Here is a 16,746-nt window from a genome sequence, read left to right on the forward strand (position 1 = left end):
CAAATTGTCGTAATATTGCCCCCGTGGAAGACAGCAGGAAACAAACGATGCTCATTATCCTGGCATTTTTTGCCATTTACGTCATTTGGGGTTCTACCTATCTGCTCAATAAGATCGCGGTGACCGAACTGCCTCCCTTTATGTTGTCCGGAATTCGTTTTGTCACGGCGGGGCTCCTGCTCTTTGGTTTGGCCAAGCTCATGGGGCTGTCCCTTTCCTTTACCGCCAAAGAGCTTAAAAACAGCATCATTGCCGGATTTCTTTTCCTCACCTTTGGCAACGGGGTCATGGTTTGGGCACTGCAGTTTGTGGACAGTGGCTTTGCCGCACTGGAAATTTCCGCACAGCCCCTGGTGGTGCTGTTGCTCATGCGCATGCTGCAAGGAAAGAAGATACAGGCCATGTCCTTGGTGGGCGTGGGGCTGGGCATTTTGGGCATGTATCTTTTGGTGGGGCAGAAAGACATCATGGCCCAGGAGGGGGCGCCCTTTGCCGTGGGTCTCATTTTTGCCTGTATGGTGAGTTGGAGCTATGGCAGTCTCTTTGTGGGCACGGCCAAGCTTCCGGCCCATTACATGGTGAACACCGGCTGCCAAATGATCACCGGGGGAGGCAGCCTATTGGCCATAAGCTGGCTGTTGGGAGAACCTTGGAGCCCGCCAACGGCCTGGAGCCCGCCCGCATTTTGGTCCATGTTGCTCCTCGTTGTCTTTGGCAGTGTGGTGGCCTTTACGGCCTTCAATTTTCTGTTGCGCACCGTGTCTCCGGAAAAAGTGGCCACCAGCACCTATGTGAACCCCATCATTGCCATGGTGCTGGGCTGGTATTTTCTACAGGAGAACATTACCTTACAAAGTTGCCTTGCGGCCGTGGTACTGCTCACCGGGGTATATTTTATAAACACCAAAAAGAAGATGCCCCTTTTTAGCCGTTTCATTTCCCGAAGACGGTCCAAAAAACAAGCCTAGGGTTGCGTTAAAGCTTAATTGGCGTGTAAGGCTCCCGCAGGTGCGGGAGTGGATTTTGTGGCAGATTTAGGCACGACATAGCAAGTGCTATCGGCGAGATGCTGCGAAGGCAAGGCATGGCAATAGCTGCAAAATTATTTTTTAACGACAATATGCCGCTAAAAAAGCAGTGGATCATGTGACGAATGTGGCTTAACTTAACACTGGTTCCCCTTAAAATTGTCCCACCCGGCTTTGGTAAAAGGGCCTTGGCTCGATGCTTGTCGGGAAGATGGCCTTTTCATCCCATAATTGTCCATTTCCCCACAGAAGGTGCTACCTTTGCAGGCGCGAAGAAAAAGATACCATGTCAGAGACCTTTTACGAAGTACAGGAAAAAAAGACCGATAAGGAACTGTACGACTACCAACAAGGGGCCATACAACAGATTTTTGAAAAGTTTGAAACCGAGCGGGAAGACTACCACCTGCTGTACCAACTTCCCACGGGCGGCGGAAAAACGGTGATCTTCTCCGAAATTGTGCGCCAGTACCTTAAACACCACCAAAAAAAGGTGTTGGTCATGACCCATAGGATCGAGCTGTGCAACCAGACGGCCGCCATGCTAAGCAGTTTTGGCGTGGTGAACAAGGTGGTGAACAGCAAGGCCAATCTGGAAGACCAGGAGAAGTACAGTTGCTTTGTGGCCATGGTGGAAACCCTTAACAATAGGCTCCAGGATGACAAACTGGACATCTCTGACGTAGGATTGGTCATTGTGGACGAGGCCCACTATAACTCGTTCACAAAACTCTTCAAATATTTTGAAAATTCCTTTCTGCTGGGGGTCACGGCCACCCCGCTAAGTTCCAACAAGGACCTTCCGATGAAGGACAACTACGATGCCCTGATCCCTGGGGAGTCCATAGAAAATCTGATCGAGAACGAATTCTTGGCCCGGGCAGAACAGTACCATTATGACATGGGCCTCACCAGCCTGGAAGTGGGCTCCAATGGGGATTATACCGTAAAATCGTCCACGGACCTCTATACCAGTCCGGCCATGCTCAACAAGTTGTTGGAGGCATACAACAAGCATGCAAAGAACAAAAAGACCCTGATCTTCAACAATGGCATTGAGACCTCCATACAGGTGTACCATACCTTTGCCAACGCCGGGCTGCCCATCATGCACCTGGACAATACGGCCACCAAGAAACAGCGCCAACAGATCTTAAAGTGGTTCCACGAGACCCCCAATGCGATCCTCACCTCCGTGAGCATCCTTACCACGGGTTTTGACGAACCCACCATTGAGGCCATTATCCTGAACCGGGCCACAAAATCCCTGACCCTATATTACCAGATGATCGGCCGGGGATCACGGATATTGAACCAAAAATCCAGATTTACCGTGGTGGATCTGGGCAACAATTTTTACCGTTTTGGCCCTTGGGGCGCCGATCTGGACTGGGAGGCCATCTTTAAGTCGCCCAACTACTATTTGGACCGCATCAAGGACGATGAAACCATTGAGAGCACCTTTAAGCACGACCTTTCTGAGGAGGTCCGTGCGTCTTTTGCCAACTCGGAAGACACCTTTTTTGATGTCAAGGAGGTCTATGAGGAGGTCACCTACGCAGGGGAGAGCTCCAAGAAGGTCTTGGAGCGCTCCATTGCCCAGCATGCCCATATCTGCATTGAGAACAGTGAGGACGTGTACGATGCCATTGCCCTGGCCAAGCTCTTGAAAGAGGACATAGACAATCGCATACAGGTGTACGCCAAGTGCATCAGTAAAAGCACGCACAACTTCTTGAGCTGGTTAAAGCTAGACTACCAGAAAAAGCTAAATGCCTATCTCAGGGAAAACTTTGACCGTGTTTTTGAGGACATACACGGGCACCCCCCAGAAGATTGACAGCTCTCTTTTTTAAACCTTACATTGCCCACTTTCAGCAAGATGCAGGGGGAACATGTCTTGCGTCCCATTTTTTTATGCCGATGGTGGCAACCCCTAGTCCTTTTTTAAAGAGCATCCCATTCCGGTTCTTTTTTGGAAATGATATGGGATGCCAAGAAGTCCCGACCAGGAATTGTTTAGGGTAAAAGCAGGACATTCCTTATTTTTATCGCATGGAAAAAAAGGACAGGAAAATTGCCATTATCGGTGCCGGTGTCAGTGGTTTGATCGCTGCAAAAGTGCTGGAAAACAAGGGATATGCCCCCACCATTTACGAAAGATCGGAGGGCCCCGGTGGGCGCGTAAAGACCACGGTACAGGACGGCCATTTGTTGGATCACGGCTTTCAAGTCTTATTGGATGCCTATCCGCTGGCCAAAAAGTACTTGAACTACCAAGACCTTGAGCTGCAACACTTCCTGCCCGGGGCCCATATCTACGAACGTGGAAAAAAGGTGACCCTTGGCGACCCCTTGCGGGAACCGTCCCTGTTGTTTCCCACCTTGACCTCAGGTGTGGGCACCTTGGGAGACAAGGTAAAGATCCTAAAGCTCAATTCCAGCCTGAAAAAGAAATCCATCGAAGCCATTTTTCAAAGCGAGGAACGCAGTACCATGGCCTATTTGAAGGAAAAAGGGTTCAGTGAGGCCATCATTAGCCAATTTTTTAGACCTTTTTTTGCCGGTATCTTCTTGGAACCGGACCTGGCCACTTCCTCCCGCATGTTCGAGTTTGTGTACAAGATGTTTGGCACGGGCCACGCCACCCTGCCCAAGGCCGGCATAACGGCCATTCCCCAGCAATTGGTCTCCCAGCTGAAGCAAACCACAATTCGCTACAACAGCGCTGTGAGCAGCTGCGAGGACCATACGGTCTTCTTTGAGGATGGCACTAAAACTTTGGTGGATTTTACCATCGTGGCCACCGAGGCGGCGCCGCTCATTGCCAACATGCGCAACCAGGGCACCGAATGGAAATCGGTGGACAACCTGTACTTCAGCGTCCCCAAGGCCGATGATGCGCGCCCCATGATCGGGCTGGTTCCGGACCCGGAGGCCTACATTAACAACCTCCATTTTGTGACCAACCTGCCCACCACCAGCCAGGGCCAAGGACAGCTGTTGTCGGTAAGCGTGGTAAAACAACATACCTTTACCGAGTATGAACTGATCAACACCATCAAGGAAGAGCTTAAGCTGCATTGTGGCATCACCGATGTCACCTACCTCAAGACCTTCAACATAAAGAAGGCCCTGCCCAAACTAAAAGACCTGCGTTACGGAATGGACCCCACGGAGACCCGGCTTACCAACACCATGTTCTTGGCGGGCGATTATCTCCTCAACGGATCGCTGAACGCGGCCATGCACGCCGGGGAACTGGCGGCCGAGGGCCTATTGGAGGTGGTGGACGGCGCCGTAAAATTATAGCCCTGTCCATAAGAGCCCTGACCGCGATGTTAAGATGCCCAGAGGGGCGGGTTGTGGCAAATTTTCTTACCTTGAAACCCTTCCAAAACAGTAATTATGGCCGCTTATCCGGAAAAAGTGTATTTAAACGGGCAGATCCTTCCCGCTTCGGAAGCCAAGATTTCGGTTTTTGACCGTGGATTTATCTTTGGAGACGGTGTTTATGAAGTCATGGTACAGATCAACGGTCGTTTTTTTATGCGGATGCCCATCTGAACCGTTTACAGCGCAGTTTACGGGAAATTGATATCGATTTTGATGTACAACAGCTGCCGGAGGTGATCAAGGCCTTGCTGGACGCCACCGGCCTAACGGGAAAAGACTGTTTGCTCTATGTACAGATAACCAGGGGAGTGGCGCCCAGGACCCATGCCTTTCCCAAGAACGTGCCGCCCACTGTGATGCTATACGCCCTGCCCAAAACACTGCCGCCCATCAATGAAGCACACGCCCAAGTGGTTACCGCGAAAGATTACCGCTGGGGCCGTTGCGATATAAAAATGACCTCCCTTTTGGGGAATGTAATGCTCAATGAGCACGCGATGGGGCAAGGATGTTATGAAACGATTTTATTGCGAAATGGGGTGGTGACCGAAGCATCGCACTGCAATGTGTTCTTTGTTCAGGACAATGTGGTACGCACCCACCCGGCCAACCACCACATCCTGGACGGCATCACCAGACAGATTGTCCTGGCACTCTGCGAACATCTGGGCTTGGAAACAAGTATTGATCCCGTGAGGGAAGCGGAAATCCCCTATATGGACGAAGCCTTTTTGGCGGGCACCAGTACCCAGATCGCCGCGATAAAACAATGCAATGACCATTGTTTTTACCAAGGGAACAAGTTGGGGAACATCACCCAGAAACTTCAAACGGCCTTTCTGAAACTTAAGGCGGGCAAATTAACCCTTCCCTTGCAACAACATGACCCAACCAAAACGCCATAGGACCATGAAAAGAAGAACCTTTATCAGGCAAACGGGGTTGGCCAGCGCATCAACGGCGTTGCCCCTGCCCATTATAAGCAGGCCCTTGGCCCCAAAGTACAAAATGGGACTGCAACTCTTTACCGTGCGCGACGTGATGGCCACCGATCCCATTGGCACCTTAAAGGCCGTAAGGGAGCTGGGCTATGAAGATTCAGAAATTTTTGGCTATGACAGTGAAAACGGCACTTTCTACGGCCTAAAGGCAAAAGAGTTTCGGCGGGTGATCGATGACCTTGGCTTTGGGGTGAGCAGCGGCCATTACAATTTCTCCCAATTTTTCAACGGGCCCCATACTGTTCTAAAGGAATATCTGGCCCACTGCATTGAGGGTTCGCACCTCATTGGGGCAAAATACATTACCTGGCCCTGGTTGGCGCCGGAATACCGCTATGCCGAAGGTTATAAGAAATTGGTGAACCTTCTCAACCACATGGGGGAGCAGGTAAAGGAGGGCGGCCTTTCCTTTGCCTACCACAACCACGGCTTTGAGTTCGCCGACCTCGGTGGGCAAACGGGCTACGACATGATTTTGGCGGGCACCGATGAGGAGCTGGTAAAACTACAGATGGACATGTACTGGGTGGCCCATTCTTCCAAGACCAGCATGGCCCAATATATTGCCCAAAACCCCGGTCGTTATGTCATGTGGCACATAAAGGACATGGACAAGGTAACGCGGGACTACTCCGAGCTGGGCAACGGCTCCATTGACTATGTTTCGCTGCTGTCCCAACTGGACAAGGATGCCCTGGAACATATTTACATTGAGCAAGGCGGGAACTTTGCCCATAATTCCATACAGAGCATCACGGACAGTGCCGCGTACTTCAAGACCCATTTGGCCCGGTATTTCTAGCGTGCGTTGGCACCCATACCATTCACTCTACTCCAGGGGTATCCATAGGACAGGTTTAAAAGCGAAAATCCTGTGGTTTACCTTGGTTTTCCCTGTTCATTCCCTGTTCACCAATGTGGCCCTGACGCGCGAGATGGGGAGACCAGTGCCTCCCTATTTTCCCAGCGCTGATGAGCCTGCAGTTCATCGGGTTCAAGAAGTCACCCATAGTGTCCGGCAGGCCTTGTCGGGGCAGCGTTTAGCACAGGTCCGGACAGGACATTGTTTAGCGGTACCGGCAACTTCAAGGGTAAAAAAGGTCCATGGAACGGGCGGCGAACGTTCGCTTGGTGCGATAAGCACAACCATACCGCGTTACAAGCCCTCTTTTTTGTGTATTTTTAAGGGCCCGTTCCAAAACAATGGCAAAAACGATGATACACCCTTAAAAAAAGCCCAAGGCCCATGTCCTTCAGAACGCAAAAGATAACAGAAACAACAACCATCATGCAACAACCAAAAACCATTTTTTTCGCCCTTTTCTTAATGTTCGGGTTTACCTTAACTGCGCAAGAACCCTCTGAAATCTTACAGGAACTGGAGTCCATTGCCATCATTGACCAAAAAGTGATGATGCCCATGCGGGACGGGGTCCGTTTGGCCACGGACATCTACCGCCCCAAGACCGAGGGGAAAGTGCCCATCATCTTTTCCCGCACGCCCTATAACTTCAATTCTTGGGGAGACGGCGAGCAGCGCACGCGCACGGCCCAAAGGGCCTTGGAAGCCGTAAAACGTGGGTACGCCTACGTGGTGCAGAACGAGCGTGGCCGTTATTTTTCGGAAGGGGAATGGGACATTTTGGGCGTGCCCCTGACCGATGGTTACGATGCCTTCACTTGGATGAAGGACCAGCCCTGGAGCAACGGAAAGATTGGCACCTATGGCTGTTCCAGCACGGCAGAGTGGCAAATGGCGGTGGCCGCCTTGGACCATCCCGCCCATGCCGCCATGGTGCCCCAGGCCTACGGGGCGGGCGTGGGCCGTGTGGGAGACATCATGGAACAGGGCAACTGGTACCGGGGCGGGGCAGAGCAACTGCTGTTCTTTTCCTGGCTCTACGGCGTGGAGCACGATAAGTTCAAGCCCAGGATTCCCGCAGGGGCCACCCAAGAGGACCTGATTCGTATTTCCCGCTTTTATGACCTGGCCCCCGAAAATCCGCCCGTGGACATGTCCATAGCATTAAAACATCTTCCCCTGACCGACATCCTGAAAAACATCAACGGAAAAAAGGAGATATTCGACAAAATGGTGCGCAGAACGCCCAACCATCCGGATTGGTTCACGGGCGGTCTTTATCATGACGATATGGAGATCGGTGCCCCGGGCTTCTGGTTCTCCTCTTGGTACGATGTTTCGGTAACGCCCAACATTGCCCTTTTTAACCACGTGCGCAACAACAGCAAGGATGCCGCCATACGGGACAACCAGTATTTGGTCATTGCCCCCACCTTGCACTGTGCCTTTACCCGCGCCACCGAGAATACCGTGGTGGGCGAACGCTACGTGGGCGATGCACGTCTCAATTACGAAGAACAGATCTATGCCTGGTGGGACCTTTGGCTAAAGGGCGAGGAAAACGATTTCAAGGAAAAAACGCCCCGGGTACAGTTCTATACCATGGGCAGCAACAAATGGCAGGCCGGGGAAGAATGGCCGCCAAAAGACACAAAAATGACCACCTTTTACCTGGATAGTGATGGAACCGCCAATACCCGGAACGGAAGCGGCACCTTGAGCCGAAAACGCCCCTCCAAAGACCGTCCAGACACCTTTGTTTACGATCCCATGAACCCCGTGAATTCCTACGGGGGCAATGTCTGCTGTACCGGAAACGCCATCAAGGGAGGCGCTTATGACCAAAGTGCACTGGAGGAACGGGAAGACATCCTGGTCTATACCACCGATGTGCTGGAGGAGGGCACCGAGGTCACGGGCTTCATTGAGTCCACCCTTTATCTTTCGTCAGACGTAAAGGATACCGACCTCACCATTAAGCTCATTGACGTCTATCCGGACGGAAGGGCCTACAACCTGCACGAGACCATACAGCGTGTCCGGTACCGGGAGGGGTATGACAAGGAGGTTTTTATGGAAAAAGGAACCGTGTACAAAGTGGACCTGACCCCGATGGCCACCAGCAACTTTTTTAAAAAAGGCCACCGCATACGCATTGAGGTGTCCAGCAGCAATTTCCCGCGTTTTGCCCGCAACCTGAACACCGGGGGCAGGAATTATGACGAAAGTGAGGGCGTGGTGGCCACCAATACCATACACCACTCCAAGAAGTACCCGTCCCAGATCAGGCTTCCCATTCGGTAACGGGAAATGCGGGCGGGGCCCCCTTAAAAAGTGGCATTACCGGTTTAAATGGTGATGGGCCTGTGGGGAGCGGCCAAAACACGGTTCTTCGGGGAAACCGGGGTAGAACTAGGACAGGGAGGAAAAAAGGTTTTAATCTGATATTGCTAGCTTATCTTTCAAAAAACAAAACATGATACCACCAATGGCCCGCAAGCACCTCCCGATCGCCCTCCTTGGTCTGCTGATGCTCCAGTGCAAAGGACAGACCACGAAACAAGGCACGGTTGGGGACCCGTCCTTGGAGACCCCACAACGCTATACCTACCGTAAGGGCGACCCAAATGGAACAGGGAAATGGTACATGGGCCGGGAAATAGCCCACGTGATGGGCTTTCAGGGAATGGCCTGGTTGGAACGCCCGGAACGCGACAGGGAAGAGGACACTGCCGCCCTACTTAAAAATTTGGACATACAGGAAGGGGATACCATAGCCGACATTGGTGCCGGCTCCGGATACCACATCTTTAAAATGGCGCCCAAAGTGGGAGCGGGGCATCTGTACGCGGTGGACATACAGCAGGAAATGCTCAACGAGATACAACGGAAAAAAGAGGTGGGCGGCCTCACCAACATCAGCACCGTTAAAGGCAGTGCCACCAGTGCCCATTTGGAACCGAATACGGTGGACAAGGTCTTGATGGTGGATGTGTACCACGAATTTGACCATCCCTACGAAATGATGACCTCCATTTACGGCGCCCTGCGCCCCAACGGCAAGCTCTATCTCGTGGAATACAGGGCAGAGGACGCCCAAGTGCCCATAAAGCGGGTGCATAAAATGTCCGAGGCACAGGCCGTAAAGGAAATGGCAGCGGTGGGCTTCACCCTGGAAAAAAACATTGAAAACCTGCCATGGCAACATTGTTTGGTCTTTGTGAAAAAGAGCACCGCAAACCAACCCTGATCTAGATTCAGGGCATATCATCCAACCCTTACAACTACACAGAAGACGATGAAAAAAATACTATTGTTCTTGGGCTGCTTCGGCTGCCAAATCACCATGGGCCAATCGCCCCAACCAAACCACCAATCGGCCGTTTCCGTCACGACAGCGGTCCAAGATATCGGGGGGTCCGCTGCCAAAGCCCCTCTGAAACACCCAAAAGTTGCTTCTTCAGGGCCCCAGATCGCCCTTGATCGACCCAGCGCCCGAGAAGCGCGCGCCATGGTCAACCCGGGCCTACAACTGGAACACTATACCTTGGCCAATGGCCTTAAGGTCTATCTGAACCCAGATGCCGGTGCCAGCACCATTTACGGTTCCGTCTGGGTAAATGCGGGCGGCAAGGACGATCCCGCCGATGCCACCGGCATTGCCCATTATTTGGAGCACATGCTCTTTAAGGGCACCACCACCCTGGGCACCCTGGATTATGCCGCAGAAAAGGTGCACTTGGATAACATAAAGGACCTCTACACAGCCTTGGCCCAAGAAACCGATGCCGACAGAAAACGGACCATTCAATTACAAATCAATGAAGAAGAGCTCAAAGCCGCAGCATATGCCATTCCCAACGAATTTGACCGCTTGTTGAAATCCATTGGCGGCACCAAGATCAATGCCAGCACTGGCCATGACTACACCAATTATTACAACCAGTTTCCGCCCAACCAACTGCCCAAGTGGTTGGCCCTGTATGCCCACCGCTTTAAAGACCCCGTGTTCCGGTTGTTCCAGAGTGAGCTGGAGGCCGTTTACGAGGAGAAGAACCGTGCCAATGACGACCTCCAGCGACGTATTGTCCAAGCTTTTGACCAACGTCTGTACGGCGCGCACCCCTACGGTTCCCAGACCGTATTGGGCAGCGTGGAGCACTTGAAAAATCCATCCTTGGAAAAAATGTACCAGTTTTTCAAGACCTACTATGTGCCCAACAATATGGCCCTGGTGCTCAGTGGCAATTTTGATGTCGCCACGGCAAAGACCTACATAGAAGAAAGCTTTGGCCAACTTCCCAAGGGCCCTGAACCCCGTTTTAAGAACAATGCGCCCCATACGTTCAAGGGCAGGGAAGTGGAGAAAGTACGCATCACTCCCATAAAAGTCGGCTTTTTGGGCTATAAATTGGTGCCCTTTGGCCATCCGGACCGCGCCGCCCTCTCCGTTTTGGGGGAAATGATGTACAACGACAACGAAACCGGGTTTCTGGACCAACTCAATCTGGAAAACAAAGTGCTCTATGCCACTGGGTACCAGGAATTTTTGGAAGAGGACGGCGCCAGCACCCTAATCTACGTGCCAAAGATCTTTGGACGATCGCTAAAACATTTTGAAGAGAAGTTAAGGGCCAGCTTTGATGGCATTGCCCAGGGCCATTTCTCGGACAGCTATTTCCAATCCATTAAAAACGGCATGTACCGGCAGTTCTCCAGATCCTTGGAAGATTTGGAAACCCGTAGCCGGTACTTGGGACTCAGCTTTATTTATGACCTTCCCCCGGCCCAATTGCTCTCCTACACGGAAGCCTTGAAAAAGGTGGACAAAGCGGACGTTCAGCGGGTGGCCCAGACCTATTACGGAGAAGATTACCTTACCATGCAGTCCAGAACCGGCTTCCCCAAAAAAGAGAAGTTGAAGAAGCCCGCCTACAAGCCCATAGAGGCCAGGACCACGGCCAAATCGGCCTTTGCCAAAACCTTTGAAACCCTACCGGAGGAAGAACCGGCACCATCTTTCATCACCATGGGGGAAGACGTAAAGGTGTACCAGGACTATTTGTACCACACCAAAAATCCAATGAACAACGTTTTTACCCTAACGGCCAACATCGCCAAGGGAACCTGGGACGATGCCCTGTTGCCCATCTTGGCCAATGCCCTTAACAATGCCGGTACAAACACCCATACCGTGCAGGCCTTAAAGAGTGAATTCGCCCAATTGGGGGCCACCTATTTCTTTAGTGCCCAGACGAACAAATTTCAGGTGACCCTCACCGGTATTGACGATAACTTTGAGGCGTCCGTTGGGCTGTTGGAGCATCTTATGCGCGACTTTAAGCCCACCCGGGCAACGCTCATGAACCTTTACAACCAAAGAAAGACCCAAAATAAAATAGACGGAAACGACCCCGCTACGGCAGGAAACATCCTGTATGGATATGGCCTGTACGGGAACCAATCCGATTACAAAAAACGGACACCGCTAAAGGAACTCAAGAAGATGGAGCCCGCCCTTTTAAAGGAAGAGGTCGCTGTTCTTTTTGCCCATGGTTTCAACAGCCTGCATTACGTAGGTCAAAAATCGGCCGAAGAAAGTCTCCTGAAAATGGCCAAGAATCCTTTTTTTGGGAAGAACACCACCAATGCCTACACCTTCAAGGAAGCCAAAGTCCCCAATGAAACCACCATCTATGTGGTGCATGACAAAAAGGCCATACAGAGCCATGTGTACTATGTGGTACAGGGCGAAATGGTAAAGCAAGAAGACCATTTTAAGAAAAAGGCCTTTGAAAACTATTATACGGATGGGCTCTCGGGACTCTTGTTCCAGGAAGTACGGGAGTTTCGCTCTTTGGCCTACGCCACGGGCGGCGCTTATATCGGTCCGGATCACGAGCCCCACAAAAAGGGCAGGCTGGTCCTGTTCACCGGTTCCCAGGCAGACAAGACCGTGGACGCCGTAACGGTGGTCATGGACCTTTTGAAGACCATGCCCGAATACCCCGATCGACTCCCCAGCCTAAAAAAAGGACTCACCTTGGCGGCGGGCACCGGTGCCCCTGATTTTAGGGAATGGTCCGCAAAGGCAGAGACCTTTTTGGGTTCGGGCCACGAAAAAGACCCCAACGAACAACTTTTTAAGGATATGGACGGCTTGATGTTCACGGATATCAAAACCTTTTATGAAGCCAATATTAAGGACAAGCCCCTGACCATTACCATTTACGGCAATACCAAAGCCATGGATATGGAAGCCCTGGGCAAACTGGGCAAGGTGGTGCCCCTCAAGATGAAAACCATCCATCAAAAATAACAACGCGGGAGGATTATATTTTGTCTAAGTTTTTGTTAAATAGGGTAAACAAAAAATCTCATTGCTTACCTTTGACCTGAACAAAAACAAATAGTTATGAAAATGATTGCCAAAAGTCTATTGTCCTTTGCCACTGTATTGATGGTGGTTTCCTGCGGGGAAAAGAAGAAAGAAGTGAAAGAAGCCGTTAACGATGCCGCCACTGAAGTCCAAGCCCAGGTGGAGGAAGTGGTGGAGACCAAACCCAATATTGTGGGGGTGGCCGCGGGCAACGAGGCTTTTAGCACCTTGGTCACCGCGGTACAGGCCGCAGGCTTGGTGGAAACCTTAAGCGGCGAAGGCCCCTTTACGGTCTTTGCACCCACCAACGATGCCTTTGCCAAGCTGCCAGAGGGTACCGTGGCCTCCCTATTGGAGCCCGGAAGCAAGGAGGCACTGACCGGGATATTGACCTACCACGTGGTTTCCGGAAGCTTTGATGCGGCCACCGTGGTGGGCGCCATTAAGAGCAACGATGGCACCTATACCGTGGAAACGGTGCAAGGAAACACGATAGATTTGAGTATGGACGGTGATAAGGTAGTGCTCACCGATGCCAAAGGCGGTACGGCCACCGTGGTCATCGCAGATGTGGAGGCCTCCAACGGAATCATCCACGCCATAGATACGGTGGTGATGCCAGAATAATTCATCAGCGCATTATTTTTTGCCGAAACCACCATGTTTATGGTGGTTTTTTTTTGCCCAAATCCAAATGATGGTCCAGACCTGTCTCGCTTTTGTATGTAATTGGTAACGAGCAGCATTGTTTGCATCAATTATTAACCTGATCGCACCAAGCGATTCCCTTATATGGCGCCATATTTGGAAAAACAGAAAAAATGGAAAATGTATTGGTAGTGGGTGCCACCGGCACCACCGGAAGAAAGGTGGTTCAGTTTTTAATGGCCTCACAAAATTTTGAACCAGTAGCAATGGTGCGCAAAGAAGCGCAAATACAATCCTTTGCCGATCAGGGCGTGCAAACCCGAATGGGCGATCTGGAAACCGATATCCCCAACATAGCACAGGATATGGACAAGGTGGTCTTTGCGGCAGGTTCCGGTGGAAAAAAAGTGCTGGAGGTAGATCAAGAAGGTGCCAAAAAAGTGGTGGACTCCTCCAAGAAACATAATTTGAAAAAATTTGTGATGTTGAGTTCCCTGGGTGCGGACGCCCCGGAAGAAGCGGATGAACTGCAAGCCTACCTAGAGGCAAAGCACCGGGCAGATGAGTACTTAAAACAAAGCGGGATCGCATACACCATTGTGCGCCCCGGTGCACTTACCAATGCCCCGGGCAAGGGCAGCATTGAACTGAAAGAACAACTTGGCCATCGCGGCTCCGTTCCCAGAACCGATGTGGCCCAGGTCCTTACCCGATCCCTCCATGACCATACAGCCACCAACAAGACCGTTGAAATCATCAGTGGGAATACGCTCATCGGGAAAGCGATGAAAGCGCTAGATGATCGGGAGCCATAGGGCCATGGCAATAGGGCCACCCATTTTAAAATCCGTGGCACCATAAATAAAAAGTTGAACCCAGATTATGCACTGGACTTTCGTGATGAGGGTGTAAAGCCCAATAAAATCAAGACTTTTGCGATTGAGGCGCCCGCCTGAATGACTCGGTCGGGCAGGCCCGCCCGAATGTGCCCTTCGGTACGGGCGGGTAGCCATCGCTACGGTGAGCGAGCAAAAGTCAGTGCAACGATTGATTTTGCAGGGATTGGCAGCCGTAATACCTGCCCGTTCCTTTCAGGCGGGGAATTTCCATTGCTTAATCTGGGTTGAAGCACGCCGCAAGGTGGTTGCATCATTTCCAACAAACAAAACACGGTGAGGGAACGAAGCTGGCAGGAATGTTTTTTTCCGTCTGTCCTGTTCCATTCTCACCATTCATTGACATTAAAACGCCATGACACAGAAAGTAAACATAAAACACAAAGAGCACCTTACCCATGACGTACTGCGCCTGGTCACGGATCGGCCATCCAATTACAGCTTTGAGCCCGGTCAGGCCACCGAGGTGGCCATAAACAAACCAGGTTGGGAAAACAAGAAACGCCCTTTTACCTTCACCGGACTTCCAGGGGACGTGGAACTGGAATTTACCATAAAAATGTACCCTGGTCATGACGGCGTTACCAAGGAAATGGACGGCCTAAGGGTGGGCGATTCCCTGTTGATCGGCGATGCTTGGGGCGCCATTTCCTACCAAGGCCCAGGAACCTTCATTGCCGGCGGGGCGGGAATCACTCCCTTTATTGCCATAGTAAAGGACTTGCGGGGCAAGAAACAACTTGACGGCCACCGCTTGATCTTTGCCAACAAGACGGAAAAGGACATCATACTAAAGAAAAATCTAGAAACTTGGTTGGATGGAAAGGTAAGCCACATCCTTTCGGAAGAAAACCACCAGAACTACCATCACGGGAAAGTGGACCAGGATTTTCTAACTTCCCAAGGCTTGGACACCGAGCAAAAAGTATATCTCTGCGGACCACCACCGATGATGGAGGCCCTGGAGGCGGACCTATATGCCATGGGCATCTCCAAAGAACAGCTGGTGGCAGAGCATTTGACCAGTTGACAACTCCCGGAATGGGGTGGGCCAGCGGCCTGAAAACACTGAAACGGGCCCTTGGACAGCGTTACGGTCTTCAATTGCCAAGATTTCGTTAATGGGCACTTGTTTTGTTTATTATTGATTATATTTCATTAAACAAAAAATTGATTTTCTTTTTTCATCTTATTTTGATGATGGGAACGACCCAAGAACAACCTTACGTACTGTTTGATGCCCAAACCCCGGACAACCCCGCCCGGTGGTATGTGGTGAACGATGGCGTCATGGGTGGCGTGAGCGAAGGCAAAATGGAGCTGGACCCCGATGGCCATGCCCATTTCAGTGGCACGGTAAGGCTGGAGAACAACGGTGGCTTTTCCTCCGTTCGCCATCGCTTTGAAAAAAGAAAGGTGGGCGCCTACCAAAAAGTGGTCTTGCGCCTAAAGGGCGACGGCAAGGCCTATCAATTCAGGATTAAAAGTGATTCCCGGGAACGATTTTCCTATATCCAGCATTTTGAAACCACTGGGGAATGGGAGACCATCAGTCTGCCGTTTCACAACTTTTATCCCGGATTCCGAGGCTACCGTCTGGACCTGCCCAATTATGCCGGGGAACAAATGGAGGAAATCGCCTTTCTCATCGGAAACAAGAAAAAAGAATCCTTTTCCCTGACCATAGCGCACATCCACTTGGAATAAGAACCCCTTAAAAAAACCATAGCATGAACTATCTTCTCATTGCCCTACAGCTCATTGTGGCCTTAAGCATTTTAAATGTTTGGCTCATACAGAACAAAAAGGCTACCCAATGGCGTGGGGGAAACGCCCAAAACTTGCTGGAAGAGTTCAAGGTGTACGGCCTTCCGGTCTGGATGTGCTATGTGGTGGGTGCCCTAAAAGTGGCTTTTGCCCTTGGTTTGATCGCCGCCATCTGGCTTCCGGAACTCAGGCAGCCGGCTGCCCTTGGTCTGGCGGCGCTGTTGTTGGGGTCCATAGCCATGCACCTGAAAATTGGCGATCCCCTGAAGAAATCCTTCCCGGCCTTTTTGTTTTTATGTATGTCGCTTTACATTGCCTTTCCACTGTTTTAGTGGGCTTGGAGCAAAAGGTGCACCAGGTAGCCGTTCAAGATGGCGTAGAACAGGGAAGGCGCAAACTGCAGCACCCCATCCCTAATTTTCAACCGCACAAAAAAGCCTAGGAGCATCAATAAAGCCAGGCCCGCAGCGGCGGCAACTTGAAGTTCCGGCAGCCTAAAGAACCCAAAAAAAAGGCCCAGGGCGCCCAACAGTTGCAGGGCACCCACCGTGCTGCGGTACTTGGCCAGGCCGTAGCGCTCAAATTCGCGCCTCATCTGTTGGGTGGCAAAACAGGCCATGCCAAAAAATAGGAAGGAAAAGCCCGAGAACAGCGTAAGATAAAAGATGTGGTCCATAAATACGTTTTTTAAATCACACCATTCTTAAGTCCAAGCCTTCGGATGGGCTTCTGCGTCACAAAGAGCCAACATTTACAAAAACACCCTGGC

At 51.3% G+C, this 16,746-nt stretch carries 15 protein-coding genes; 14 read left to right on the forward strand and 1 reads right to left on the reverse strand.

The features are described from left to right. Positions 1-47 precede the first annotated feature (47 nt). From ACKWCC_RS00300 to ACKWCC_RS00365, 14 genes are all read left to right on the forward strand, one after another. A complete protein-coding gene (locus ACKWCC_RS00300) occupies positions 48-968 on the forward strand; it encodes an EamA family transporter (RefSeq protein WP_413993884.1) in 921 nt (306 codons plus the stop codon). A gap of 346 nt (positions 969-1,314) precedes the next feature. Continuing rightward, positions 1,315-2,868, forward strand: a complete 1,554-nt coding sequence (locus tag ACKWCC_RS00305; protein ID WP_413993885.1) for a DEAD/DEAH box helicase — start codon at positions 1,315-1,317, stop codon at positions 2,866-2,868. A gap of 215 nt (positions 2,869-3,083) precedes the next feature. Further along, the gene (locus ACKWCC_RS00310) at positions 3,084-4,340 is read left to right on the forward strand and encodes an FAD-dependent oxidoreductase (protein WP_413993886.1); all 1,257 of its coding nucleotides are present in this window, start codon (positions 3,084-3,086) and stop codon (positions 4,338-4,340) included. A gap of 96 nt (positions 4,341-4,436) precedes the next feature. Further along, positions 4,437-4,595, forward strand: a complete 159-nt coding sequence (locus tag ACKWCC_RS00315; protein ID WP_413993887.1) for a hypothetical protein — start codon at positions 4,437-4,439, stop codon at positions 4,593-4,595. A 26-nt stretch (positions 4,596-4,621) separates the two neighbouring features. Beyond that, complete coding sequence (locus tag ACKWCC_RS00320; protein WP_413994118.1) at positions 4,622-5,329, forward strand: aminotransferase class IV; 708 nt, start codon at positions 4,622-4,624, stop codon at positions 5,327-5,329. A 4-nt stretch (positions 5,330-5,333) separates the two neighbouring features. Then, entirely contained in the window at positions 5,334-6,227 is an 894-nt protein-coding gene (locus ACKWCC_RS00325; protein WP_413993888.1) for a sugar phosphate isomerase/epimerase family protein, read from the forward strand. A 486-nt stretch (positions 6,228-6,713) separates the two neighbouring features. Then, positions 6,714-8,591, forward strand: coding sequence for a CocE/NonD family hydrolase (locus ACKWCC_RS00330; RefSeq protein WP_413993889.1), 1,878 nt, complete (start codon positions 6,714-6,716; stop codon positions 8,589-8,591). 172 nt (positions 8,592-8,763) lie between these two features. Then, a complete protein-coding gene (locus ACKWCC_RS00335) occupies positions 8,764-9,537 on the forward strand; it encodes a class I SAM-dependent methyltransferase (RefSeq protein WP_413993890.1) in 774 nt (257 codons plus the stop codon). Positions 9,538-9,585: 48 nt separating this feature from the next. Continuing rightward, positions 9,586-12,606 carry a M16 family metallopeptidase gene (locus ACKWCC_RS00340; RefSeq protein WP_413993891.1) on the forward strand — a complete coding sequence of 1,007 codons (3,021 nt, stop codon included), beginning with the start codon at positions 9,586-9,588 and terminating at the stop codon, positions 12,604-12,606. A gap of 96 nt (positions 12,607-12,702) precedes the next feature. Then, positions 12,703-13,293 carry a fasciclin domain-containing protein gene (locus ACKWCC_RS00345; protein WP_413993892.1) on the forward strand — a complete coding sequence of 197 codons (591 nt, stop codon included), beginning with the start codon at positions 12,703-12,705 and terminating at the stop codon, positions 13,291-13,293. Between the two features lie 194 nt (positions 13,294-13,487). Then, positions 13,488-14,129, forward strand: a complete 642-nt coding sequence (locus ACKWCC_RS00350; RefSeq protein WP_413993893.1) for an SDR family oxidoreductase — start codon at positions 13,488-13,490, stop codon at positions 14,127-14,129. Positions 14,130-14,565: 436 nt separating this feature from the next. After that, positions 14,566-15,240, forward strand: coding sequence for a ferredoxin reductase domain-containing protein (locus ACKWCC_RS00355; RefSeq protein ID WP_413993894.1), 675 nt, complete (start codon positions 14,566-14,568; stop codon positions 15,238-15,240). A 167-nt stretch (positions 15,241-15,407) separates the two neighbouring features. Further along, entirely contained in the window at positions 15,408-15,917 is a 510-nt protein-coding gene (locus ACKWCC_RS00360; RefSeq protein ID WP_413993895.1) for a CIA30 family protein, read from the forward strand. Between the two features lie 23 nt (positions 15,918-15,940). Next, positions 15,941-16,309: a DoxX family protein gene (locus ACKWCC_RS00365; protein ID WP_413993896.1), complete on the forward strand. Its 369-nt coding sequence runs from the start codon at positions 15,941-15,943 to the stop codon at positions 16,307-16,309. Here the strand turns inward: ACKWCC_RS00365 and ACKWCC_RS00370 are convergent. Further along, positions 16,306-16,653, reverse strand: coding sequence for a DoxX family protein (locus tag ACKWCC_RS00370; RefSeq protein WP_413993897.1), 348 nt, complete (start codon positions 16,651-16,653; stop codon positions 16,306-16,308). The two genes, ACKWCC_RS00365 and ACKWCC_RS00370, sit on opposite strands and share 4 nt — an antisense overlap. Positions 16,654-16,746 lie beyond the last annotated feature (93 nt).

It is taken from the genome of Maribacter aquimarinus, assembly GCF_047345505.1.
Taxonomy (GTDB): Bacteria; Bacteroidota; Bacteroidia; order Flavobacteriales; family Flavobacteriaceae; genus Maribacter.